The organism is Leisingera sp. CC-HEC096, from assembly GCF_059429235.1.
Genome location: NZ_JCAIJS010000001.1, coordinates 315,769 through 338,834, shown reverse-complemented (window position 1 = coordinate 338,834; position 23,066 = coordinate 315,769). Strand labels below are relative to the sequence as shown.

The following is a 23,066-nucleotide window of genomic DNA, read 5'->3' as shown; positions in this document are numbered from 1 at the left end:
AGAGGCGCTGGCGCGCCTCTGCCTCCGGCGGGGATACTTTCAGCCAGATGAAGGACGGATCCTCTACAGCATCAGCCGTTGCGCAAGCTGGCCGTGGCGCTCGATCAGGCGCGGCAGGTCGAGAGTGGTGAGCTCGCCGCCGCGGATGATCTGCTTGCCTTCCACGAAGAGGTGTTTGACCTGGGTTGGACCAGCCAGCAGCAAGGCCGCCGGGTCCCAGCTGCCGCTGGAGGCGATACCGGTGGTATCCCAGATGGCGATGTCCGCGCGCTTGCCGGGTTCCAGCCGGCCGCAGTCGGGGCGGCCCAGCACATCGGCGCCGCCGCGGGTGGCGATCTCCAGCGTTTCATAGGCGCTCATCGCATCGGCGCCGTTGGCGACCCGCTGCAGCAGCATGGCCTGGCGCGCCTCGGCGCTGAGGCTGGCCATGTCGTTGCTGGCGGAGCCGTCCACCCCCAGCCCGACCGGCACGCCTGCGTCGCGCATCGCGCGCACCGGGGCGATACCGCTGCCAAGGCGGCAGTTGGAACAAGGGCAATGCGCCACGCCCGTGCGGGTTCTGGCAAAAAGATCAATCTCTTGCACGTCGAGCTTGACGCAATGCGCGTGCCAGACGTCATCGCCGGTCCACCCGAGCTCCTCGGCATATTGGCCGGGGCGGCAGCCGAATTGCGCCTCGGAATAGGCGATGTCTTCGTCGTTTTCGGCCAGGTGGGTGTGCAGCATCACCCCTTTTTCCCGGGCCAGCAGCGCGGCATCGCGCATCAGCTCGCGGCTGACGGAAAAGGGCGAACAGGGCGCCAGGCCGACACGGCACATGGAGCCTTCGGACGGATCATGAAAGGCGTCCACCACCCGGATCATGTCATCGAGAATGGCGCGCTCATCTTCGACCAGGCTGTCGGGCGGCAGGCCGCCGTCGCTTTCGCCGATGCTCATGGCGCCGCGGGTCGGATGGAAGCGCAAGCCCACATCGCGGGCAGCGTGAATGGTGTCCTCCAGCCGGGAGCCGTTGGGATAGAGATACAGGTGGTCGGAGCTGAGGGTGCAGCCCGACAGCGCCAGTTCCGCGAGGCCCAGCTGGGCAGAGACGAACATCTCGTCCGGAGTGAACCGCGCCCAGACCGGATACAGCCGCTGCAGCCAGCCGAACAGCAGCGCGTCCTGCGCGCCCGGCACCGCCCGGGTGAGATTCTGGTAGAGATGGTGGTGGGTATTGACCAGGCCGGGCGTCACCACGCAGCCACGGCCCGAGACGGTCTCGCCATTGGTCTCCAGCCCCTGCCCTACCGCGGCAATCCCGCCGTCCCGGATCAGGACATCAGCGCCATGCAGCACACGGCGCGCGTCGTCCATCGTCAGGATGGTATCGGCATTTTGAATCAGGATTTCTGCCATCGTCACACACTCCTTTTGGCAGCCCGCTTCAGTGGAATGTGTGATTGGCCGATGGAAAACGGGCAAAGAACCGGCCTGATGCGCAGAGTACAAGCCTGCGGAGCCGGGTTCAACCCTGTCACGCCTGGCGTAGCAGCTCCAGCGCGGCGGCGTGAATCTGTGAATTGGCCGCAGCGAGGGCACGGCCGCCCTCATGCGCCGGATTGCCCTGCCAGTCGGTGACGATGCCGCCCGCCGCCTGGATCAGTGCAATCGGCGCCTGAATGTCATAGGCGTTCAGACCCGCCTCGATCACCAGGTCCACCTGCCCTGCCGCCACCAGGGCATAAGCATAGCAATCGGTACCATAGCGCGTCAGCTTGGCGCGGGCTGAGACCCGCTCGAACCCAGCCCGTTCCTCGGCAGTGCCGACTTCGGGAAAGGTTGTGAAGAGAACAGCGTCTTCAAGTGCCGCGGTGGCGCGGGTCTGCAGAGGCCGTTCGCCCAGCGGACCGGTCATCACCGCAATTTCCGGGCCGCCGCAAAACCGCTCGCCCGTGTAGGGCTGGTCGATCACACCCAGGAACGGGCCGTTTTCATCCGCCAGCGCAATCAGCACGCCCCAAGTCGGCGTCCCGCTGATGAAGCCGCGGGTGCCGTCGATCGGGTCCAGTACCCAGGTGCGGCCAGAGCTGCCGGGCTCAGCACCGAACTCCTCGCCCAGGATGCCGTCCGCGGGCCGCAACTCTGCCAGCACAGCGCGCATCGCCTGCTCCGCCGCGCGATCAGCCACGGTAACGGGATCAAACCCGCCTGCCAGCTTGTTTTCAGCGCTTAAGGAGGTGCTGCGGAAATGCGGAAGGATGGCAGAGCGGGCTGCGTCTGCCATCCTGTGTGCAACGTCGAGATCGGAATATGCGGCCTGTGTCATGCTTGAACGGGTGCCACCCGGCCGGTTTCATTGCAAGCGCAAATCACAGCACCAGGCCGGACTTGCGCAGCAATGGCCGTTCAGGACCCGTCCAGGTTTCAGGCGGCGTCGCTCAGCACGCGGGCCAGTTCAAACAGGCGGCGGCGCTGGTTTTCCGGGATCGCGTAGTAGGACCGCACCAGATCGAGTGCTTCCTTGTCACCCATCAGATCCTCCGGCACAGCGGCCTTTTCGGCCGGGGCTTTGCCCTCTTCCTGGAGGCCCTCGAAGAAGAAGCTCACCGGCACCTCAAGGGCGTCGGAAATATCCCACAGGCGGGACGCGCTGACCCGGTTGGCACCGGTTTCATACTTCTGGATTTGCTGAAATTTGATGCCGACCTGTTCGGCAAGCTGCTGCTGCGTCATGCCGATCAGCCACCGGCGGTGGCGGATGCGCTTTCCCACATGCACGTCAACGGGATGAGCCATGCGTTTCTCCTAGTCTCTAAAATCCGGCCGCAACCCGGACCGCTGCATTCCTATAACCTGTTCTGACGCCTTCAATTCTTGCCCCTGAACAGGTTCCCCATCAGAGCGATCTGAGATCAACCTCTATGCAAAAGTGTACAACCCTTGCGATTGATTGCAAGACTGCCGTCGCCCGCGGCGGGGTTGAGGAGGTCAAGCGCATGATTTCACGTATCATTTTTCTAAACGTTTTATTGCCAAGCGGCTGCCGATCGCGTACCTCCCCAGAAATAGCGAGGTGTGCCCGGGTGCGGAGGCCCGGCAGTGTGGCCCTGCGAATCATTTCTGTTCCCGCAAAAGGTGAGGAGAAACTATGCTGGCTTACCAAGTTTCCGGCTTTGACCGGCAGGCGGCCCTGACCGAAACCGGATGCCCGCCGCCGGGTCCCGGGGAGGCGGCGGTCGCGCTGCGGGCCTGCGGCCTGAACTTTGCCGACCTGCTAATGATGAAAGGCAGTTATCAGGACACTCCGGAGCCGCCCTTCACCTTGGGGCTGGAGGCTGCCGGTGTGGTAACGGCGCTTGGCGACGGGACTGGCGGCTTTACGATTGGCGACCGGGTGGCGGTGTTCGGCGGCTCCGGCGGCCTGGCGGAGGCAGGGGTGTTTGATGCCGCGCGGCTGATCCGCATTCCCGATACGATGAGTTTTGAACATGCCGCGGCGATGCAAATCGCCTACGGCACCAGCCATATGGCGCTGGATCACTGCGCCCGGTTGCAGCCTGGCGAGACACTGCTGGTGACGGGAGCTGCGGGCGGTGTGGGGCTGACCGCAGTTGAGATCGGCAAGCTGATGGGGGCGACAGTGATCGCCCATGCCCGTGGCCAGGAAAAGCTGGAGGTGGCAGCAGCCGCCGGAGCGGATCATCTGATCGACGCGAGCGAAGACCTGCGCAGCGCGGTCAAGGCGCTTGGCGGCGCCGATGTGGTCTATGACGCTGTGGGCGGCGATGTGTGGAAGGCCGCCTTCCGGTCCGCGAACCCCGGCGCACGGCTGCTGCCGGTGGGCTTTGCAGGCGGCGAGGTGCCGCAGATCCCGGCCAACCACCTGCTGGTGAAGAACCTGACGGTCATCGGCTTTTACCTGGGCGGTTACATGAAGTTCCGCCCCGAGGCGGTGCGGCGCTCCTTTGAGACGCTGTTTGCCTGGCATGGCGAGGGCCGCATCAAGCCGCACATCAGCCACATTCTGCCCCTGGAACGGGCAGGCGAAGGGCTGGAGCTGCTGCGCAGCCGCAAATCCACCGGCAAGGTCGTGATCACCACCGGCACCAGCAGCTGACTGTTCGGAACGGCTAACTGCGGAACAGTTTCCTGCCGGGCAGTTCCCGCCCGTCGCCGGTGCATCTGCCAATGCACCGCTCCCGTTGGGCCAGGCTCAGCGCCTGTGGCGCTGAGCCTGGCCCAAGGCCGCCAAGGATGCGCTGGCGAAGCCAGGGCCGCCTGCGGGCGCGGGAGCACCCCCGCCGGCTTCTCCTGCTTGCCTCCGCGCTTGCTGACCCGGCAAACGGCCCGGCCCGTGTTCTGGTATGTCAGCTGGCTGCGCGCAACGGCGCCGACCACAGCCCCTGGAAGCCCTGGCGGATGAATTCGGCCAGTTCCTCAACATAGGGCGCGCGCACCCGCTCGGCTCCGTAGAGGTTGATGTGCTGCATAGGAAGATCCGGCAGGCCGCAGCCCTGGTCGATCAGTTCCTGATAGCCCGGCTGGGTGCCCTCCAGCAGCACGCCAACCGCAAGATCGGCGCTGACCGTTGCTTCGACCGTGCGGTCGGAGTCACTGTCGAGCGCCATTTCCCATTCGATGCCCGCTTCATCCAGCGCCGAGGTTGCCACCGGGCGGAAGCTGCAGTTTCGGCAAAACCCGAGCCGCAGGGGGCGCTGCCGCCAGACCGATCCGTCCGGCGCGCCGACCCAGCGCAGCGGCATGCTATGGATCGTCTCGCCACCCTCACCCGCTCCGGTTTCGGTGGTCAGGATCAGATCAAAGGCGCCGCGCCCGAACTCCGCCTTGAGGTCGCGGGTGTTGGAGGTGCAGAGATTCACATTCACCCGCGGGTAGCTGAGGTTGAACCGCTTCAGCACCTTCGGGATCACCGGGTGCACCACATCATGCGGCACGCCGAACAGCACCTCGCCTTCATAGGCCTGATCGGTCAGCCTGCCGATCACCTCGTCGTTCAGCGCGACCATCTTGCGGGCATAGCCCAGCATCTGCTCGCCCTCCGCCGTCAGCGCGATGGTGCGGCCGGAGCGGTCCAGCAGGTCCACTCCCAGCAATTCCTCCAGCCGCTTCAGCTGCATGGAGACGGCCGACTGGGTGAGATGCAGAAAACCTGCCGCCCGGGTCACGCCGCCATTGTCCGCCACCGCCACAAAAGAGCGGAGCGTGGTAATATCGAGATTTCTCACCATCACAACACCTGATGCATTCCATCAAAAACATTCGTTTTCAAAATATGCCACAGGTGCCCATATTCATCAATACAATTGATCACCCAAAAGGGAAGCATCACAAACTTAACTGAAGGACCTTCGCCATGACCCATGCAACAGCCCCCTGCCCCGCCAGCTGCACAACCCGGGCGCCGCATCGTTCACTGCTCAGCCGCCTGCGTCTGCTCTGGTCCGTCCGGCGCCAGCGGGACCAGCTGGCAGCGCTGGACGACCGGGCGCTCAAGGACATCGGGCTGACCCGGGCAGACGCCGAGGCCGAAGCCCGCCGCGGGTTCTGGAGCGCGCCGGAGCACTGGCTGCGCTAAGCGGCAGTACCACCTGTATGCGCCTTTACCGGCGGGCCGCTGAACAGCGGCCCGTTTACTCGCTTTTTTCATGCATTTCTTGGTCCGAAATACTTGAACCGCAACGCGCTTCGCCCGATATTTACCGGGAAAGCTGCCGGCCGCGGCTCCATTCGCGCGCGGGCAGCAAGGGAGTAGATTACGGAGACCATTGAGAATGGCACAGTTTGACACCATCCGGTCTGCCGCCGGCGCCCGCGCCGCGCAGATTGATGAGGGCCTGCGCGCCCATATGAACAAAGTCTACGCCACCATGGCGGCAGGCACGTTCATCACCTTCCTGGCCGCCTGGGCAATTGCCGGGCTGGCCGTCACCACCGACCCGGCAAACGCCGTGGCGCAGCTGAGTGCTGACAAGTACCTGACCAATGTCGGCTATGCGCTTTATGCCTCGCCGCTGAAGTGGGTCATCATGTTCGCCCCGCTGGCCTTTGTGTTCGGCATCGGCGCCGCAGCAAACCGTATGTCCGCAGCGGGCGTGCAGCTGCTGTTCTACGTCTTTGCCACCGTGATGGGCCTGTCTATCAGCTCGATCTTCCTGGTCTTCACCGGCGAGAGCATCGTGCAGGTGTTCCTGATCACCTCCATCGCCTTTGCGGGTCTTTCGCTGGTGGGCTACACCACCAAGAAGGACCTCAGCGGCATGGGCGCCTTCCTGATCATGGGCCTGATCGGCCTGATCGTGGCCTCGATCGTCAACATCTTCCTGGCGTCGTCGGCCATGGCGTTTGCGATCTCGGTGATCGGCGTGCTGATCTTTGCGGGCCTCACCGCCCATGACACTCAGCGCATCAAGAACGACTACCTGCAGATGGCCCACGCGGGCGACCAGGAATGGCTGGCGAAGTCCGCGATCATGGGCGCGCTGAGCCTGTATCTGGACTTCATCAACATGTTCATGATGCTGCTCCAGCTGCTTGGCAACCGCGAATAAGCGCAATTCCATACCAGGCACAGCAAGGGGCGGATCGCACAGATCCGCCCCTTCTCGTTTCAACAACAATAACAAGGTTTACCCCGTGAATATCATTGAGATTCCCGCCACTGAGGCAGAGCGGCTGGTGCCGATGCTGCAGGATTTGCACGCGCTGCACGTCACCCATCAGCCAGAGCGCCATATTCCGGCACCGGGCAGCGGCGGTCTGGCCGAATGGCTGCAGGACTGGCTAAGTGAGGACAACGTCTTTGCACTGGCCGCAGAGAGCCCGCAGGGAACCCTGCTGGGTTATCTGATCTGCGAGTTGCAGGAACGCCCTGCCCTGCCGCTCCGCGCCGCCGAAACGCGCGCCATGCTGCACCACATCTCGGTCACCGAGGCCTGGCGCAGGATGGGCGTTGGCAAGGCATTGGTCGAGGCAATGAAGGCCCGTGCGCTTGAGGCTGGCGCAACCGTTGTTGCCGCCACCTATGCGCCTTTCAATACCGCCTCAGCGGCGCTGATGCAGGGTATGGGAATGGAGCCGGTGCTGACCCTGGCAGAATGGCGCGCCTAAGGCCCGGTGCTAGCTCAGAGGCCTGATGTCAGGACCCGGTACTGGTGCAGTCGAGCCCAGCCGAGATGGCGATGGTGCCGCGGGTGCTCGACACTTCGCGGATCTCGCCATCCAGCCGGCAGCCGGAAGCATCCGTCACCAGGCCGCGGAAGTCCGCGTCGGCAATATCCGGCAGGCTGGGCACCGCACTATGCTCCGGAACGCTTAGCACAGCCATGCCTGCACTGCCGGAACGGACAAGGCACAAGGCCAGCTCCCGCCCCTCCATCTGCACGATCCTGTCTACCACCGCGCGGCCCGGGGCCGCAGGCTCCGCAGCAGGAACAGCGGCCGCCAGCCCGGGGGGCAAGCTTTGCGCCGCAACCGCCGGCGGCGGCAGCAGAGCCGCCATTGGTTCGAAAGAACTTGAAACTGGCGTCGCGGCCGCTCCCAGCGCCGCGGCAATCACAAAAGTTTTCACAGCTCATCCACCCGTTTGCTCATTACCCACGAAGGCAAGCCTAGTGCGCAATTGCGGCGGAAAAATGCCGCAGGGGCAAGCGGGTGCGGACAATCAAGGCGGCATTTTCCGGCAATTCTAGACAACGCCCTTAAACCGCTGGGGCCCTTCCAAAAGAAAACGGGCCGCGCCTGGCGCGACCCGTTTCCGGAAATCATTCCGTAAGCAAGGCTTACTTGATTTTGCCTTCCTTGTACTCGACGTGCTTGCGCACAACCGGGTCATACTTACGCACAACCATTTTTTCGGTCATGGTGCGTGCGTTCTTCTTGGTGACATAGAAGTGGCCGGTGCCCGCGCTCGAGTTCAGGCGGATCTTGATGGTGGTCGGCTTCGCCATGGTGCTTCTCCTGCGTCCGAAAAGGCAGGGGCCTCTCGGTAAATTCCTATCTGAAGCCCGGCTTTTACCTGCCCCAGCCCCCAAGTCAATAGGATTCGCCCCTATTCCCCGAGGGATTTATGCACAGAAGGCCTGTAAGCCGGATCCTGTCCCCCCGGGACCGAAATCCCGGGCTCGACGGCCATTCATCTAGGCGGCGCATTGCTGCGCCGCTCAAGCTGCCAACCCGGCCCCTCTCGGCTGAAGCGTACCTAGCGGCGGTTTCCCGGTTGCCCGGGACCTGCCCGCGCGGGGGCCCTATTTGGCATTGCTCCCGGTGGGGCTTGCCGTGCCGCCGCTGTTGCCAGCAGCGCGGTGGGCTCTTACCCCACCGTTTCACCCTTACCCGCGCGGATGCTCCTTTGGCGGACCTCCGGTCCGGCGGGCGGTCTGTTTTCTGTGGCGCTTTCCGTCGGGTTTCCCCGCCCGGGCGTTACCCGGCACCGTTGCTTCATGGAGTCCGGACTTTCCTCGAGGGGGGCTTGCGCACCCCGCGCGGCCGTCCAGCCTTCTGCGCGACTGGAGGCGTAGAAACATCGGCGTGCGGCGTCAAGCGGATAGTGCGGATTAAGGGGCCTTGCCCCTCTTGGCCTGCTGCCAATTCACCCCAGGATATTTCCAGCCAGATGAAGAATGGATCCTTTATTCATCTGGCCCCAAATATCCCGGAGCGCGAGGCAGAGCCTCGCATAATTCCAGACTTAAAGCGCGTCAGCCCCCAGAGGGGCGAAATCCGCGGACGTCAGCGGGCCGCGCGCCCAGGGGCGGAACCGTAAGCGGACGGCGGCCAGAAGCGCCTCATCATCCGCTGCGGCGGTAAAGCCGGCTGCCGCGGCGGACTTGCGGAACAGTTCAAATGAAGGATCCTGCGGCACTTTTCCTTTGCTTGCCGCTGCCGCCAGGCCCTGCCGTGCCAGCCGGTTCCAGTCGAAGCGCGGGCCGGGATCGGACTTGCGCCCCGGTGCCATGCAGGAATGCCCGATCACCCCCGGCGCAGAAATGTCCCAGCGCTGCATCACGCCGTGCATGAGTTTTTCCAGCGCCGCCATTTGCGGCGCGCTGAAGGGGTGCGTGCCGAGGTTGTCCAGTTCGATTCCGATGGAACGGGAGTTGATGTCGTCCTGGCCGCTCCATTCGCCGGCCCCGGCGTGCCAGGCGCGGTGCTCTTCAGCCACCATCTGCCACAGGGTACCGTCGGCCCCGATCAGATAGTGCGCCGAAACCTCGGCCGCCGGGTCGCAGAGCCGCTCAAGCGCGGCCTGTGCACTCTTCATGGCGGTGTAGTGCAAAACGATCAGGGACGGCGTCAGACCGTCCCTGCGGGGCCCGAAATTCGGACTGGGGTGCCAGAGGGCGCCCGGCTGGTCAGCCCCGCGCGGGTCCGCCGCCATCAGTTCTGGACGGCCAGCCGGTAAGGTGCCGGGTCCCAGCCGCAGGCATAGCCGTCGCCATCCGGGTCCAGCGCTTTGCGGTCGCGTTCCGGCCCGCCGGAGTCGAGGAAGGCGACCTGGGCCTGATCGGGAGACGCAAACTCTGCGCAGTTGCGCTGGTTGCGGGCCTTCAGGTTGATGCCGGAGCGGCTGTAGACGCGCACGCCCTTTGGGTTGCTGGTGCTGAGAGCATAGCGCACGATGTTGGGCCCTGCCTCCTCCGTGCGCTGCGGCACTGCAACCGGCTGCACCTGCTGGTATTGCGCCCGCTGGCGCTCCAGCCGGGCGGCGTCGCTCTCGATCGACTGCCGGGCGGCGACCGCCTGGAAGTCGTTCTCATCAGAGATCCGCGGGCTTCCGGCCAGCTGCGGCGCCGGGTTCGACGGGCTCGCCTGCACCGGCGCAGCACCGGCACCGGCGCTGGAGGCAGCGAGGGCCGCGGCGGTTTCGCGGGCGATGTCCGCGTCGCTGGCCGCGCTGCTGGCAGTGTTGAACGTGCCCGCCGCAGCCGCCGTGGCCGGGCTGCGCGGGGCTGACGCGGCTTGATAGGGTTCCGTCGAAACCCGTGCCGGCGGCACCAGCGGATCGCCATTGATAGTGGTGCCCGCGGCAGGCGCCGGCGCAAAGGGATCGCCGTCGATGCCAGCGGCGCTGTCGGGGAGCTGCGGAGAACAGGCAGCCATAACCAAGAGGCTGCCTGCGGCGGCGTAAGATGCGAATGCGCGCATGGGGTTACCTGTCTGCTCTGCTCAAGTGCTGAGGCAGAGGCTTACCACCATTGCTGCGGCTTGGCTACAAAGCCGGCCGCATTCTCCAGCGCATAGGCAGTGTTCAGCAGATCGCCTTCTTCCCAGGGCTTGCCGATCAGCTGCAGACCCAGCGGCAGACCCTGCTTGTCGAGCCCTGCCGGCACCGCCACACCTGGCAGGCCTGCCAGGTTCACGGTGACGGTGAAGACGTCGTTCAGGTACATCTGCACCGGATCCGCCTCGGTCATCTCGCCCAGGCCAAAGGCCGCCGACGGGGTGGCCGGGGTCAGGATGGCGTCGACGCCGGCGGCAAAGACGTCCTCGAAGTCCTTTTTGATCAGAGTGCGGACGCGGCGGGCGCGGTTGTAATAGGCATCGTAGAAGCCTGCCGACAGCACATAGGTGCCGACCATGACGCGGCGCTGCACCTCGTGGCCGAAGCCTTCGGCGCGGGTTTTCTCGTACATCTCGGTGATGCCGTCGCCCGCTTCCAGCGTGGCGCGGCGGCCGTAGCGGACACCGTCATAGCGCGCGAGGTTCGACGACGCCTCAGCCGGGGCGATCACATAGTAGGCCGGCAGCGCGTACTTGGTGTGCGGCAGCGAGATGTCGACGATCTCGGCACCGGCTGCTTTCAGCATTTCGGCGCCATCGGACCACAGCTTCTCGATCTCGCCCGGCATGCCGTCCATGCGGTATTCCTTGGGGATACCGATTTTCTTGCCCTTGATGTCGCCGGTCAGCATCGCCTCGAAATCCGGCACCGCCAGTTCAGCAGATGTCGAATCCTTGGGGTCGTGGCCGCACATGGCTTCCAGCATGATGGCGGCGTCGCGCACCGATTTGGTCATCGGGCCGGCCTGGTCCAGCGAGGAGGCAAAGGCAACGATGCCCCAGCGCGAGCAGCGGCCGTAGGTCGGCTTGATGCCGACGGTGCCGGTGAAGGCGGCGGGCTGGCGGATCGAGCCGCCGGTGTCGGTGCCGGTGGCCGCAAGGCAGAGATCCGCTGCAACGGCAGCGGCAGAGCCGCCGGAGGAGCCGCCCGGGGTCAGCTGGGCGTCGTCATTGCCGCGGCGCCAGGGGCTGACGGCATTGCCGTAGACTGAGGTTTCGTTGGAGGAGCCCATGGCGAACTCATCCATGTTCAACTTGCCCAGCATCACGGAGCCGGCATCCGCCAGCTTCTGCGAAACGGTGGATTCATACTCCGGCTTGAAACCTTCCAGGATCTTGGAGGCTGCTTGCGAGGGCACGCCCTTGGTGCAGAACAGGTCCTTGATGCCGACCGGCAGGCCGCACATGGAGGGCGCATCGCCCGCCTTGATGCGTTCATCCGCAGCCTTGGCGCGCTCCATCGCAATCTCGGGCGTCTTGTGGACGAAGGCGTTCAGTGCGTCCGCCGCATCAATGGCCTTGAGGCAGGCTTCGGTCAGCTCGACGGAGGTGGTGTCGCCCTTGCGCAGCGCGTCGCGGGCCTCTGCCAGGCCCAGTTTGTTCAGATCGCTCATGTCTTTCACTCCACGACTTTGGGCACTGCGAAGAAACCTTCGCGGGCATCCGGTGCGTTGGCCAGCACCTTGTCCTGCTGGTTGCCATCGGTGACTTCGTCCGCCCGGCGCTTCAGACGCTGCGGGGTGACCGAGGTCATCGGCTCGACGCCCTCGACATCCACCTCATTCAGCTGCTCGATGAAGCCCAGGATATTGTTGAACTCGTCTGCCAGCGCCGGCAGCGCGTCATCCTCGACCTTGATCCGGGCCAGTTTGGCCACCTTGGCGGCGGTGCTTTGGTCAATCGACATGGAAACCCTCATCTGGTGTTGGATAGGCATTTACCGCCGTGCCGCCTGCGCTGCAAGCCGGCTGGGGCGTGCCGCGCCCGGAAACCGGCGGCCCCCGCATTTCCGGCACGTCCGCATATCATTTTCGCACCAGCCTGTTACGCTGCGCACAACAAAACCGGGAGGAGATAAGAGATGAAGATCATTTGGCTGGGCCACGGCTCGTTCCGCATCGAAGCAAGCGGCCAGGTGCTGCTGGTGGATCCCTGGCTGACCGGCAATCCGGTGCTGCCCGAAAACCAGCATGAGGCGGCGGTTGCGGGCGCCACCCACATCCTCCTCACCCATGTGCATTTCGACCATGTGGTCGATGTGCTGCCGCTGGCGAAGCGGCTGGAGGTGCCGGTGATCGGCCAGTACGACCTGATGGGGTTGTGGGGCGAGACCGAAGCTGTGCAAACGGTCGGCTTCAACAAGGGCGGCACCGTGGATCTGGACGGAGTGAAGGTTGCGATGGTCCCGGCCTCGCACAGCTCCACCTTCAGCACCCAGGACGGGCTGCGCACCGGCGGCTCGGAAGTGGGATACATGGTGATGGCAGAGGGCAAGACGGTCTATTTGTCCGGCGACACCGCCATTATGGCGGACATGGACTGGATGGGGGACTATTACAAGCCGGATGTCGGCATCCTGTCCGCCGGCGGCCATTTCACCATGGACATGAAACAGGCGGCCTATGCGGCCAAGCGGTACTTCAACTTCAAAACGGTGATTCCCTGCCACTACAAAAGCTTCCCGGTGCTGGAGCAGGACGCCACGGACCTGATCGAAGGCTTGCCCGGGGTTGAGGTGATCGAGCCGGAGGTGATGAAGGCGATCAAAATCTGAACCGCCAAGACTACTGGGAGGTCTCCCGCCAGGCGCTGGATCTGCAGCGCAGATCCGCGCCCGTTGGGCCGGGCGCCGGGCCTGGCGGCCCGGCGCGGCAGTGCCTCAATCTTGGGCTTTCAGTTCCGGCACGGAAAAGGCTTTGCGCGCTGCCGCGGCCTTATCGCGGCAGATGCAGCCGTGCGCGTGGTCGTTGATCAGCCCCATCGCCTGCATGAAGGCAAAGGCGGTGGTGGGGCCGACAAATTTCCAGCCGCGTTTCTTCAGCGCCTTCGAGAGCGCCACCGATTCCGGGCTGAAGGAGGCGGTCTGCGGCTCTGGCAGGTTGTCCGGCGCAGGCTCAAAACTCCAGAAAAACGCCGCCAGCGAGCCCGCCTCTTCCACCAGTTCCTGGGCCCGGGCGGCGTTATTGATCACCGCCTCGATCTTGCCGCGATGGCGGATGATGCCCTTGTCCTGCAAGAGCCGCTCCACGTCCGCTGGGCCGAATTTCGCCATCTCGTTGAAGTCGAACCCGGAAAAGGCAGCGCGGAAGTTCTCGCGTTTGTCCAGAATGGTGCGCCAGCTGAGGCCGGACTGGAAGCTTTCCAGGCAGACCTTCTCGAACAGGCGGATGTCGTCGCCCACCGGATAGCCCCATTCCTCGTCGTGGTAGCGCAGGAAGTCCGGGGCCGAGGCGCTCCAGGCGCAACGGGGATTGCAATCGGCCGCGGTGAAGATGCGGCTCATCCGCCGCCCCGCAGGAAATCAAGCCGCGGATCCATCATGGTCGGCGCCACGCCGATGATTTCCGGCTCCACCACACCGCCGGTTACAAAAGGATCCTGCGCGACGCGGGCAGCAAGATCCTCTTCGCTTTCGCCCACGGCAAGGATCGCTCCGCCTTCGCCATCGGTCATTGACCCGGCAGCAAGGAACACCCCGTCCTCAAATCCCTGCTGGAGCCAGGCCTTGTGGCCCTCCAGAAACTCGGCCAGCCGGTCTTTCTGCGCCGCAAATGTCAGCAATATGAAATACATGATCGTCTCCTGAGATGTATTTTAGAAAGTGTGATCCTGCGGCAGCTGATCCCGGAGCCAGTCCTGCATCAGCGCCACTTCGCGTTCGATGAAATCCGCGTCGCCAAAAGCCTGTGCCAATGTAGCCACGCCCTGGCTGCGGGCCAGCAGATGCATCGCCAGGCTGCCGGACAGCGCGCCGCACCCCAGCGCCTGAAACTGCTGGGTGAGCCAGTCCTGAAACAGCGTGAAGAGTGCGGCGGCCTGTCCCTGCGCCGCGTGATTCAGCTTGCCCAGCTCCGCCACCAGCGTGCCAACGGGGCAGCCATAGAGAGCGATCTGGGCCTGATTGGCGATCAGGATACGAATGAAGCAGGTGATCCGCTGTTCCGCAGTACGGCCCTCCGCCTGCCAGCTGTTCAGCAGGGCACGGGTGCTGGCCATCCGGCGCGCGATAACCGCTTCAAGAATCTCATCTTTGGTCTTGAAATGATAATAGAAATTGCCGCGCGAGATACCGACCGCCGCGGCGATATCCGCAAATGATGCCGCCTCGAACCCGCGCTCATAGAATAGCTGGTCCGCGGCCTCAGTGATCCGGTCTTTGGTTGTTTCCCGCGCCACATCACGCCTCTAGGACAATTGACCCAGACGCTTATAGGACAAATGCCCTAATGCGGCAACAGCAAAGGCAGCCGCAGCCCCGCCCCGGTGCGATCAGCGTTTCTTTGCAAAAAACTCCTTGAGCAGCGCGCTGGCCTCCCCTTCCGCTATGCCGTCATAAACCTCCGGCGCATGATGCGCCTGCGGGTGGGAGAACACGCAGGCGCCATGGGCCACACCGCCGGACTTGGGGTCGGAGGCACCGTAATAGACGCGGCGGATGCGGGCGGCGGCGATGGCGGCGGCGCACATGGCGCAGGGTTCCAGCGTGACATAGAGGTCGTACCCCGTCAGCCGCTCGCTGCCCAGGCTCGCGCAGGCCTCGCGGATGGTCAGGATCTCGGCGTGGGCGGTGGGGTCGTTCAGCTCCCGGGTGCGGTTGCCCGCCAGCGCCGCGACCTGCCCGTCCGGCGCGATCAGCGCAGCGCCGACCGGCACCTCGCCGCGCTCCGCTGCCGCCCGCGCCTGTTCCAGCGCCTTATCCATATGAGATTTGAATGCCATGCCCCTTCCTGCCCGCGAATGCCCGCTTTCGCAAGGCAGCGGAATGCTCTATGGCACTTGCATGAGCAAAACACCCGCATCCCGCCAGGGCAAACCCGGCCCGAAATCCCAGCCTCGCAAGGCCGCTGCCAAACCGGAGGCCGGCGCTTCCCCCGAGGGCGACCGCATCGCCAAAGTCCTGTCGCGCGCAGGCGTCGCCTCGCGGCGCGAGGCCGAGCGGATGATCGCCGAGGGCCGCGTATCGGTGAATGGCAAAAAGATCGACAGCCCGGCGCTGAACGTAACCGCGAAAGACCGGATCAGCGTCGACAGCCAGCCGCTGCCGGAGGCCGAAGCTCCGCGGATGTGGCTCTATTACAAACCCATCGGGCTGGTGACCTCGAACAGCGACGAGAAGGGCCGCACGACGATCTTTGACGAGCTGCCCGAGGACATGCCGCGGGTGATGACGGTTGGCCGCCTTGACCTGAACTCCGAAGGGCTGCTGCTCCTGACCAACGACGGCGGCATCAAACGCAAGCTGGAGCTGCCCGCAACCGGCTGGCTGCGCCGCTACCGGGTGCGGATCAACGGCCGCCCCAAGGACGAGGATTTTGCCCCGCTGCGCAAGGGGCTGGTGATCGACGGCGAGAAATTCCAGCCGATGACCGTATCGCTGGACCGCCAGCAAGGCGCCAATGCCTGGCTGACCGTGGGCCTGCGCGAAGGCAAGAACCGCGAGATCCGCCGCGCGATGGAGGATATCGGGTTCAGTGTGAACCGGCTGCTGCGGGTTTCTTACGGGCCGTTCCAGCTGGGGAACCTGAACCCCGGCGAGGTCGAGGAACTGCGCCCCCGCGTGGTGCGCGACCAGCTGGGGCTTGCTGAGGAAGAGGAAAAACCGGCGGCCCGGCCCACCCGCTCCCGCGGCGGCAAGCCTGCGGGACGGCCATTGGGTAAACCGGCGGGCAAACCGACGGGCAAACCTGCAGGCAAGGGTCCCGGCAAACCCGGCAAACCGGCAGGCAAATCTCCGGCACCGCGCGCAGAGCGCCCCGCCCAGCGCGGCGGCGGCAAACGGCCCGCCGGCAAAAATCCCCGCCGCTGAACCATTTCCCGCGGACTTCCCCCTAGCAACAGCGCCAGCTATCCCCTAGATTTCCAATCAGTTAATCTTCGCTGGCCGTTCCTGGGGGAGCTCGCGTGCAGAAAATTGCCTATGTCGCCCTGTTGATCCTGATGTTCGGTCTCAGCACCGGCTGGATCGTGGGGGGCTGAGAAGATGGCACAGCGTTACGGCGGCAAACACAGCCCTGGCGGCAAACCCGGTCCGCAAGGCTCCGCTCCGCAGCAGTCTTACCGCAATGCCCAAGTGGACCCGGTCGGGGTGCGCGCCAATGTGCTGTTTGTGCCGCCTGCCATTCTGGCCCTTCTGTCGCTGAACGACGGCGCAACCGGTCTGGCGCTGGGGCTGGCCGGCGCGGGCCTGTGGACAGGCGGCGCCTTTCTGTTGCGCGAAGGGCTCAAGGCCGAGGCCGCCTTTGCCGCCCGCAAGGTGGCCCGCAGACCCGCCCTGCCCCGCAAGATCCTGGCAGCCTTGCTGGCAGGCGCGGGTGCAGCGCTGGCAGCGTGGAAAGGGGAACCCGGCCTGCTGAGCGCCGTCATCTATGGCACGGCGGCGGCGGGCCTGCATCTTGCGGCCTTTGGTCTCGACCCGCTGCGCGACAAGGGCACGGAAGGTGCCGACACCTTCCAGCAGTCCCGGGTGGCCCGCGCTGTGGACGAGGCCGAGCAAAGCCTCGTCGCGATGAAGGACGCCGCCCTGCGCGCCCGCGACCGCAAGGTCGAGGCACGGGTGGAGCAATTCCAGTCCGTCGCCCGCGAGCTGTTCCGCACGGTGGAGGAAGACCCGCGCGACCTGACAGCCGCGCGCAAGTACCTGACCGTCTACCTGCAGGGCGCCCGTGACGCGACCGTGAAATTTGCCGATATCTATGCCCGCAGCCAGGACGCCGGGGCCCGGGAGAGCTATCTGGCACTGCTGGACGATCTGGAACAGAACTTTGCCGCGCGCACCCGCAAGATGCTGGTGGCGGACCGCGCGGACCTGACCATTGAAATTGATGTGCTGCGCGACAGGCTGCAGCGTGAAGGGGTCCATCTGGACCGGAACTGATTAGCGAGGAAGCCGTTCATGTCTGAAGCTGTTCAACAGAAAGCCGTCCAGGCCGAGGCCCTGGTCAAGGAGGTCACGGCGATCGAGCTGCCGGAACCCGTTGCTGAGGTGCAGCCGCTGGAGCAGGCAGACGCACCAACCAGCGAGGCGATCCGGGTGCGGATGGACAAGATCGACATGGCGGATACCAATTCGATCATCCATTTCGGCTCAACCGCGCAGGCGGAATTGCAGACGATCAGCCAGGCGATGCTCTCTGACGTGCGCAACAAGGATGTGGGGCCCGCGGGCGACTCCCTGCGCAACATCGTGACCACCATCCGCGGCTTTTCCGTCTCAGAGCTGGACATCCGCCGCAAGCCGACCTTCTGGGAGCGGCTGCTGGGCAAGGCGGCACCCTTTGCCAAATTCACCGCACGCTATGAAAGCGTTCAGGGGCAGATCGACCGGATCACCGACGACTTGCTGGGCCACGAGCATCAGCTGCTCAAGGACATCAAGTCGCTCGACATGCTGTATGAGAAGACGCTGCAATTCTATGACGAGCTGGCGCTGTACATTGCCGCGGGTGAGGCCAAGCTGGCGCAGTTGGACGCCAAGGAGATCCCGGCCAAGGAGGCCGAGGTGCAGGCCGCGGCCGAAGACGACCAAGTGATGAAGGCGCAGGAACTGCGCGACCTCCGCGCCGCGCGCGACGACCTGGAGCGCCGGGTGCATGACCTCAAACTCACCCGTCAGGTCACCATGCAGTCGCTGCCCTCGATCCGGCTGGTGCAGGAGAACGACAAGTCGCTGGTGACCAAGATCAACTCGACGCTGGTGAACACCGTGCCGCTGTGGGAAACCCAGCTGGCCCAGGCGCTGACAATCCAGCGCTCGGCTCAGGCTGCCGCGGCAGTGCGCGACGCCAATGACCTGACCAACGAGCTCTTGACCTCCAACGCCGCCAATCTGCGCCAGTCCAACGAGATGATCCGGCAGGAGATGGAGCGCGGGGTGTTCGACATCGAGGCCGTCAAACAAGCCAATGCGGATCTGATCGGCACCATTCAGGACAGCCTGCGGATTGCGGACGAGGGCAAGGCCAAGCGTGCTGCCGCCGAGGCTGAACTGCAGAAGATGGAGGCAGAGCTGCGCGACACACTGGCCGCTGCCAAGGCCCGCGGTGACGGGGTTGGCGACAACGCGGGCACCGCGGTGCCGGGCTGAGAAAGGTATCAGGCGTGCTGGCATGCAGAGCGGTTTGGAATGGAGGCGCCCTCCTGGCCGGGGCTGTAGCCCTGTCGGCCTGCCTGCCGTTTTCCCAGCCGGAATCCCTGGTGCCGCAGCCCCGCCCTGCCGCGCCGGAGCCTGCGGTCTACAAACCCTCCGCCGACAGCGCCCAGCTGGCATACTACTACAATGCCCTGCAGCGGGACCTGCTGACCCGCGGCCTGCTGCGCACCGACGGCGGCGGCCCCGACACCCCCTATGACGCTGAAGACCTGGCGGAAAGTTTCGAAGCGCTGGCGTTTTACGATGAATACGGCGGCTCCGGCATCTCCGGCGGTTTGGGCCGCTGGGCAGGCCCGGTGCGGATCGCGGCAGAGTTCGGCCCCTCGGTTCCGGCCGCCCAGCGCGCAGCGGACCGCGAGACCCTCAGCGCCTATGCCGCCCGGCTGGCCCGGATCACAGGCCACCCGGTCGCCACCGTGGCCGCGCGCGGCAACTTCCACGTGATCTTTGCCAGCCTCGACGACAGCGCCTTTGTCGCCGAGCGGGTGCGCGAGCTGCTGCCTTCGATCAGCGCCAAGGACCTGTCGCTGCTGGCCGCACCGCCGCGCAGTTTTTATTGCCTGGTGGTTGCAGGCGGGCCGCAGAGCGATCCGCTGTCCTATACCCGCGGCGTGGCGCTGATCCGGGCCGAGCATCCGGACCTGGTGCGCAAAAGCTGCGTGCACGAGGAAGTAGCGCAAGGCCTGGGGCTCAGGAACGACAGCCCGCGCGCGCGGCCCTCGATCTTCAACGACGATGACGAATTTGCGCTTCTGACCAGCTTTGACGAAAAACTGCTGCAGATGCTGTATGATCCAAGACTGAAAACGGGGATGAGCCTGGAAGAGGCCCGCCCCATCATCCGTATTCTCGCCCGCGAGACGATGGGCCAGGAACTGTAGGCCGCCAAAGGAAGAGGACCGGCACATGGGTATTTTCGATTTTCTCAAAGGCGAATTCATTGATGTCATTCATTGGGTGGATGACACCCATGACACCATGGTCTGGCGGTTCGAGCGTGAAGGGCATGCCATCAAATACGGCGCCAAACTGACGGTGCGCGAGGGCCAGGCGGCGGTCTTTGTGCACGAGGGCCAGCTGGCGGATGTGTTCACGCCGGGTCTCTATATGCTTGAGACCAACAACATGCCCATCATGACTACGCTGCAGCATTGGGACCACGCCTTCCAGTCGCCGTTCAAGTCGGAAATCTACTTTGTCGACACCACCCGCTTCAGCGACCTCAAATGGGGCACCAAGAACCCGATCATCTGCCGCGATCCGGAATTCGGTCCGGTGCGGCTGCGCGCCTATGGCACCTACACGATCAAGGTGGCCGATCCGGCCCGCTTCCTGAGCGAGATCGTCGGCACCGATGGCGAGTTCACCATGGATGAGATCTCCTATCAGATCCGAAACATTATCGTGCAGGAATTCTCCCGCGTGGTTGCAGGCTCCGGCATCCCGGTGCTGGACATGGCCGCCAATACCGCCGACCTGGGCAAGCTGGTCGCGGCGGAAATATCCGGCACGCTGGCAGACTACGGCCTGATGATGCCAGAGCTCTACATCGAGAACATCTCGCTGCCGCCCGCGGTGGAAGAGGCGCTGGACAAGCGCACCCAGATGGGAGTGCTGGGCGACCTTGGCCGCTATACCCAGTTTTCCGCTGCTGAGGCGATGACCGCGGCGGCGAAAACCTCGAACAGCGGCATGGGCGCCGGTATGGGGATGGGTATGGGAATGGCGATGGCGCAGCAGATGGGCCAGGCCATGCAGGGAGGCGCACCCTCTCAGGCAGCGGGTCAGCCGGCCGGGCCATGGGGCGCACGGCCCGAACCCGCTGCGCTGCAAGCGGCTGCGCCCGTGGCGCCGCCCCCGCCGCCGGTCGAGCATGTCTGGCATATCGCGGTGGACGGTCAGACCTCCGGGCCGTACTCCAAAGCGCGGATGGGACGGATGGCGCAGGACGGCAGCCTGACGCGCGACACCCATGTCTGGACCCCGGGCCAGGACGGCTGGAAACGGGCGGGCGATGTGATGGAACTGGCGCAGCTGTTCACCATCCTGCCGCCGCCTCCGCCCCCGCCGCCCCCGCCAGCCGGCTGAGCCTTGGCTGCGGCGGCGTCCGGACCGCGATTCCGCCGCGCTCGTTCCTTCAATTGATTATCCCCCGCAGGTTCCCCTCCCCGTGACGATGCCCCCGCCGCCGCCAACCGCCAGCGCGCCCTCTGCCCCTGAGGACAGCCACCGCTTCCCCTGCCCAAATTGCGGCGCCGATTACCGGTTTGACCCGAACGCCGGCGCGCTGATCTGCGATCACTGCGGCCACCGCGAAGAGGTCCGCAGCGGTCCCTGGAAGGGCTCCGCCCTTCGGGAGCTGGATTTCCGCACTGCCATTGCCGAACAGCTGCCGGAGGCGGAAATCGAAACCACCCGCGTCTCCGTCTGCCCCAATTGCGCGGCGCAGGTGGAGTTCGATTCTGATACCCACGCCAGGGAATGCCCCTTCTGCGCCACGCCCGTCGTCACCGGCACTGGCGAGAACCGGCACATCAAGCCCAAGGGGGTGCTGCCTTTCGCCGTAGAGGAACGCGCGGCGCACAAGGCCATGACCGACTGGCTGGGCCAGTTGTGGTTCGCACCGAATGGCCTCAAGGAATACGCCCGCAAGGGACGGCGGATGCAGGGCATCTATGTGCCCTACTGGACCTATGACGCCCAGACCCGCAGCTCCTACACCGGCCAGCGCGGAACTGTCTACTATGTGACCGAGACCTTCCAGCGGGACGGCAAGATGCAGACCCGGCAGGTGGCCAAGGTGCGCTGGCGGCCCGCGGCCGGGCGGGTGCAGCGGTTCTTTGACGATGTGCTGGTTCTGGCATCAACCAGCCTGCCGAAACGCTATACCGAGGCGCTGGAACCTTGGGACCTGTCGCAGCTGGAACCCTATCAGCCGCAGTATCTGGCAGGCTTCCGGGCCGAGGCCTATACGGTGGACCTGGAGGCAGGCTTTGTCGTGGCAGGGCAGACGATGGAGCGCGTTATCGAGCGTGACGTGCGGTTTGACATCGGCGGCGACCGGCAGCGCATCAGCAGCATCGACACGCAGATGTCCGATGTGACCTTCAAGCATATCCTGCTGCCTGTCTGGCTGGCGGCCTACAAGTACCGCGGCAAGACCTACCGTTTTGTGGTGAACGGGCAATCGGGCCGGGTGCAGGGCGAGCGGCCCTATTCGGCCTGGAAGATTGCCGCCGCGGTTATTGCGGCCCTGGCGGTCGCAGCGGGCATTGCCCTGCTGGTCAGCCAGCAGTAACCCCTGAAAAAGCAGAAGGGGGAGCAGCCTCCCCCTTCTTTCCCGGCCAATACCTGCTCCCGGATCTGAGCCGGGACCCTGGCCGCCCTCCCTGTCAGGGTTCTGTCAGCCCTTGCTGATCTCGATTTTCCGGGCGGTTTCAGGCTGCTCCAGCGCCTTCTTCGGCACCGAAACATGCAAAACACCGTCTTCCATTCGGGCAGAGGCCGCCTGCCCGTCAGCATCCTCCGGCAGGCGGAAGGAGCGGCGGAATGCCCCGTACTGGCGTTCGCTGAAATACCAGGTGTCGCCCGTCTTCTCGGACTGGGTCTTCTTTTCGCCGCGGATCGTCAGCACGCCGTTGTCCACGGTCAGCTCGACATCCCCCAAGGCGACGCCAGGAAGCTCCATCGCAATATCGTAAGCCTCCTTGCCCGACGACGCCTCCGTTGCGGGATTCAGCCAATCGGCGAGACGGGTTCCGAAGCTGCGGAAAGGATCGTAAAGCGACGGCCAGAAGCCGCCATGTTCGGTTTTTTCCACCATAGTCCAACCTCCTTTCGTGTTTCGGCCCATTGTACCTCTGACGCTGCGGCACTGCTTTGATCCCGCGCAATCGGGGCGCTTGCGCAATGGAATTTCTGACGCCAGTGTGGCCCTCAGCCGCCTGGAGGAACTGGATGTGAAACCCGATCTGCAAAGCCTGGACGCCCTGTTTGCCGACCGCCACAGCTGCCGGGCCTTCCGCCCGGACCCAGTGCCGCGCGCGGTGATCGAGGACATCCTGCGGACGGCGCAGAAGGTGCCCTCCTGGTGCAATGCGCAGCCCTGGAAGGTGACCATTTGCAGCGGTGCCGGGACGGAACGTTTGCGGGCCGCCCTGCTCACGGCGGCGGAAGGTGGCGGGCACAGCCCGGACCTGCCCTTTCCAGATGGCTATTCAGCTGAGTACCAGCAGCGCCGCCGCGACTGCGGCTGGGCGCTCTATGAAGCTGTCGGCGTGCAAAAGGGCGACCGCGCCGGGTCGGCGAGGCAGATGATGGAGAATTACCGGCTGTTCGGCGCTCCGCATTGCGCGATCCTGTCGTCTCCGGCAGAGCTGGGATCTTATGGCGCGATGGATTGCGGCGGCTTTGTTGCCGCCTTCACATTGGCCGCCCAGGCCGCGGGGGTTTCGAGCATCCCGCAGGCGGCCGTTGCCTCCTTTGCGCCGCTGCTGCATGAGCTGCTGGACATACCGGACGACCGGATCATCCTCTGCGCCATTTCCTTCGGCTACGGCGACGGGGACCACCCGGCCAACGGGTTCCGCACCAGCCGGGCGGCGCTGGAGGAATTTGCCGACTGGCGCGGCTGAGA

27 protein-coding genes and 1 other RNA gene are annotated in these 23,066 nt (G+C 64.9%); 12 read left to right on the top strand and 16 right to left on the bottom strand.

Annotated features, from left to right (window positions below; genetic code table 11):
- Positions 1-63: 63 nt before the first annotated feature.
- The 3 genes from AC5STI_RS01665 to AC5STI_RS01655 all read right to left on the bottom strand — a co-directional run bounded on the left by AC5STI_RS01665 (position 64) and on the right by AC5STI_RS01655 (position 2,778).
- On the bottom strand, positions 64-1,398 hold the full coding sequence (locus tag AC5STI_RS01665; RefSeq protein ID WP_495445359.1) for an 8-oxoguanine deaminase: 1,335 nt from the start codon (positions 1,396-1,398) through the stop codon (positions 64-66).
- A 118-nt stretch (positions 1,399-1,516) separates the two neighbouring features.
- The gene (gene hisN, locus AC5STI_RS01660; protein ID WP_495445358.1) at positions 1,517-2,308 is read right to left on the bottom strand and encodes a histidinol-phosphatase; all 792 of its coding nucleotides are present in this window, start codon (positions 2,306-2,308) and stop codon (positions 1,517-1,519) included.
- A gap of 98 nt (positions 2,309-2,406) precedes the next feature.
- Positions 2,407-2,778 carry a helix-turn-helix domain-containing protein gene (locus AC5STI_RS01655; protein ID WP_039168241.1) on the bottom strand — a complete coding sequence of 124 codons (372 nt, stop codon included), beginning with the start codon at positions 2,776-2,778 and terminating at the stop codon, positions 2,407-2,409.
- 352 nt (positions 2,779-3,130) lie between these two features.
- On the opposite strand from AC5STI_RS01655, the gene AC5STI_RS01650 reads away from it, so the two are divergent.
- Positions 3,131-4,099 (top strand): NADPH:quinone oxidoreductase family protein, encoded by a 969-nt coding sequence (locus tag AC5STI_RS01650; protein ID WP_495445357.1) that lies wholly within the window; start codon positions 3,131-3,133, stop codon positions 4,097-4,099.
- Positions 4,100-4,349: 250 nt separating this feature from the next.
- On the opposite strand, the gene AC5STI_RS01645 is transcribed toward AC5STI_RS01650, so the two are convergent.
- A complete protein-coding gene (locus AC5STI_RS01645) occupies positions 4,350-5,231 on the bottom strand; it encodes a LysR family transcriptional regulator (RefSeq protein WP_495445356.1) in 882 nt (293 codons plus the stop codon).
- Positions 5,232-5,356: 125 nt separating this feature from the next.
- Between AC5STI_RS01645 and AC5STI_RS01640 the strand changes: the two genes are divergently transcribed.
- The 3 genes from AC5STI_RS01640 (at position 5,357) to AC5STI_RS01630 (ending at position 7,110) form a co-directional block, all read left to right on the top strand.
- Entirely contained in the window at positions 5,357-5,578 is a 222-nt protein-coding gene (locus tag AC5STI_RS01640; RefSeq protein ID WP_495445355.1) for a DUF1127 domain-containing protein, read from the top strand.
- A gap of 196 nt (positions 5,579-5,774) precedes the next feature.
- Positions 5,775-6,551, top strand: coding sequence for a Bax inhibitor-1/YccA family protein (locus AC5STI_RS01635; protein ID WP_495445354.1), 777 nt, complete (start codon positions 5,775-5,777; stop codon positions 6,549-6,551).
- Positions 6,552-6,636: 85 nt separating this feature from the next.
- Positions 6,637-7,110 (top strand): GNAT family N-acetyltransferase, encoded by a 474-nt coding sequence (locus AC5STI_RS01630; RefSeq protein WP_495445353.1) that lies wholly within the window; start codon positions 6,637-6,639, stop codon positions 7,108-7,110.
- Between the two features lie 28 nt (positions 7,111-7,138).
- Here AC5STI_RS01630 and AC5STI_RS01625 read toward each other — a convergent pair whose 3' ends face one another.
- The 7 genes from AC5STI_RS01625 to gatC form a co-directional block, all read right to left on the bottom strand.
- Complete coding sequence (locus tag AC5STI_RS01625) at positions 7,139-7,501, bottom strand: hypothetical protein (protein ID WP_495445352.1); 363 nt, start codon at positions 7,499-7,501, stop codon at positions 7,139-7,141.
- A gap of 280 nt (positions 7,502-7,781) precedes the next feature.
- On the bottom strand, positions 7,782-7,949 hold the full coding sequence (gene rpmG, locus AC5STI_RS01620; protein WP_008554190.1) for a 50S ribosomal protein L33: 168 nt from the start codon (positions 7,947-7,949) through the stop codon (positions 7,782-7,784).
- Positions 7,950-8,068: 119 nt separating this feature from the next.
- Positions 8,069-8,503: RNase P RNA component class A (rnpB, locus tag AC5STI_RS01615), an RNA gene on the bottom strand.
- Positions 8,504-8,689: 186 nt separating this feature from the next.
- Positions 8,690-9,379 (bottom strand): N-acetylmuramoyl-L-alanine amidase, encoded by a 690-nt coding sequence (locus AC5STI_RS01610; RefSeq protein WP_495445351.1) that lies wholly within the window; start codon positions 9,377-9,379, stop codon positions 8,690-8,692.
- Positions 9,379-10,146, bottom strand: a complete 768-nt coding sequence (locus tag AC5STI_RS01605; protein ID WP_495445350.1) for a hypothetical protein — start codon at positions 10,144-10,146, stop codon at positions 9,379-9,381. The genes AC5STI_RS01610 and AC5STI_RS01605 overlap by 1 nt, the downstream gene beginning before the upstream one ends.
- A gap of 41 nt (positions 10,147-10,187) precedes the next feature.
- Positions 10,188-11,675, bottom strand: coding sequence for an Asp-tRNA(Asn)/Glu-tRNA(Gln) amidotransferase subunit GatA (gene gatA, locus AC5STI_RS01600; protein ID WP_495445349.1), 1,488 nt, complete (start codon positions 11,673-11,675; stop codon positions 10,188-10,190).
- A gap of 5 nt (positions 11,676-11,680) precedes the next feature.
- On the bottom strand, positions 11,681-11,968 hold the full coding sequence (gatC, locus tag AC5STI_RS01595) for an Asp-tRNA(Asn)/Glu-tRNA(Gln) amidotransferase subunit GatC (protein WP_222478346.1): 288 nt from the start codon (positions 11,966-11,968) through the stop codon (positions 11,681-11,683).
- A 174-nt stretch (positions 11,969-12,142) separates the two neighbouring features.
- Here gatC and AC5STI_RS01590 point away from each other — a divergent pair, with 174 nt between their 5' ends.
- Positions 12,143-12,835: a metal-dependent hydrolase gene (locus AC5STI_RS01590; protein ID WP_495445348.1), complete on the top strand. Its 693-nt coding sequence runs from the start codon at positions 12,143-12,145 to the stop codon at positions 12,833-12,835.
- Between the two features lie 105 nt (positions 12,836-12,940).
- Here the strand turns inward: AC5STI_RS01590 and AC5STI_RS01585 are convergent, their stop codons facing one another.
- The 4 genes from AC5STI_RS01585 to AC5STI_RS01570 form a co-directional block, all read right to left on the bottom strand.
- Complete coding sequence (locus AC5STI_RS01585; RefSeq protein WP_495445347.1) at positions 12,941-13,564, bottom strand: DNA-3-methyladenine glycosylase I; 624 nt, start codon at positions 13,562-13,564, stop codon at positions 12,941-12,943.
- Positions 13,561-13,854: a YciI family protein gene (locus AC5STI_RS01580; protein ID WP_495445346.1), complete on the bottom strand. Its 294-nt coding sequence runs from the start codon at positions 13,852-13,854 to the stop codon at positions 13,561-13,563. The genes AC5STI_RS01585 and AC5STI_RS01580 overlap by 4 nt, the downstream gene beginning before the upstream one ends.
- Before the next feature lie 21 nt (positions 13,855-13,875).
- Positions 13,876-14,457 (bottom strand): TetR/AcrR family transcriptional regulator, encoded by a 582-nt coding sequence (locus AC5STI_RS01575; protein WP_495445345.1) that lies wholly within the window; start codon positions 14,455-14,457, stop codon positions 13,876-13,878.
- Between the two features lie 93 nt (positions 14,458-14,550).
- Entirely contained in the window at positions 14,551-15,000 is a 450-nt protein-coding gene (locus AC5STI_RS01570; protein ID WP_475050948.1) for a nucleoside deaminase, read from the bottom strand.
- 61 nt (positions 15,001-15,061) lie between these two features.
- Between AC5STI_RS01570 and AC5STI_RS01565 the strand changes: the two genes are divergently transcribed.
- The 6 genes from AC5STI_RS01565 (at position 15,062) to AC5STI_RS01540 (ending at position 21,728) form a co-directional block, all read left to right on the top strand.
- Positions 15,062-16,087, top strand: a complete 1,026-nt coding sequence (locus tag AC5STI_RS01565; protein WP_495445344.1) for a pseudouridine synthase — start codon at positions 15,062-15,064, stop codon at positions 16,085-16,087.
- Between the two features lie 174 nt (positions 16,088-16,261).
- Positions 16,262-17,155: a 5-bromo-4-chloroindolyl phosphate hydrolysis family protein gene (locus AC5STI_RS01560; protein ID WP_495445343.1), complete on the top strand. Its 894-nt coding sequence runs from the start codon at positions 16,262-16,264 to the stop codon at positions 17,153-17,155.
- Positions 17,156-17,173: 18 nt separating this feature from the next.
- Positions 17,174-18,364 carry a toxic anion resistance protein gene (locus AC5STI_RS01555; protein ID WP_495445342.1) on the top strand — a complete coding sequence of 397 codons (1,191 nt, stop codon included), beginning with the start codon at positions 17,174-17,176 and terminating at the stop codon, positions 18,362-18,364.
- A gap of 110 nt (positions 18,365-18,474) precedes the next feature.
- Entirely contained in the window at positions 18,475-19,311 is an 837-nt protein-coding gene (locus AC5STI_RS01550; RefSeq protein WP_495445341.1) for a DUF2927 domain-containing protein, read from the top strand.
- A 25-nt stretch (positions 19,312-19,336) separates the two neighbouring features.
- Entirely contained in the window at positions 19,337-20,518 is a 1,182-nt protein-coding gene (locus AC5STI_RS01545) for an SPFH domain-containing protein (protein WP_495445340.1), read from the top strand.
- A gap of 88 nt (positions 20,519-20,606) precedes the next feature.
- Positions 20,607-21,728, top strand: coding sequence for a TFIIB-type zinc ribbon-containing protein (locus AC5STI_RS01540; protein WP_495447718.1), 1,122 nt, complete (start codon positions 20,607-20,609; stop codon positions 21,726-21,728).
- A gap of 105 nt (positions 21,729-21,833) precedes the next feature.
- Here AC5STI_RS01540 and AC5STI_RS01535 read toward each other — a convergent pair whose 3' ends face one another.
- Positions 21,834-22,253, bottom strand: a complete 420-nt coding sequence (locus AC5STI_RS01535; protein ID WP_495445339.1) for an Hsp20/alpha crystallin family protein — start codon at positions 22,251-22,253, stop codon at positions 21,834-21,836.
- 106 nt (positions 22,254-22,359) lie between these two features.
- Here AC5STI_RS01535 and AC5STI_RS01530 point away from each other — a divergent pair, with 106 nt between their 5' ends.
- Positions 22,360-23,064, top strand: a complete 705-nt coding sequence (locus tag AC5STI_RS01530) for a nitroreductase (RefSeq protein WP_495445338.1) — start codon at positions 22,360-22,362, stop codon at positions 23,062-23,064.
- Positions 23,065-23,066 lie beyond the last annotated feature (2 nt).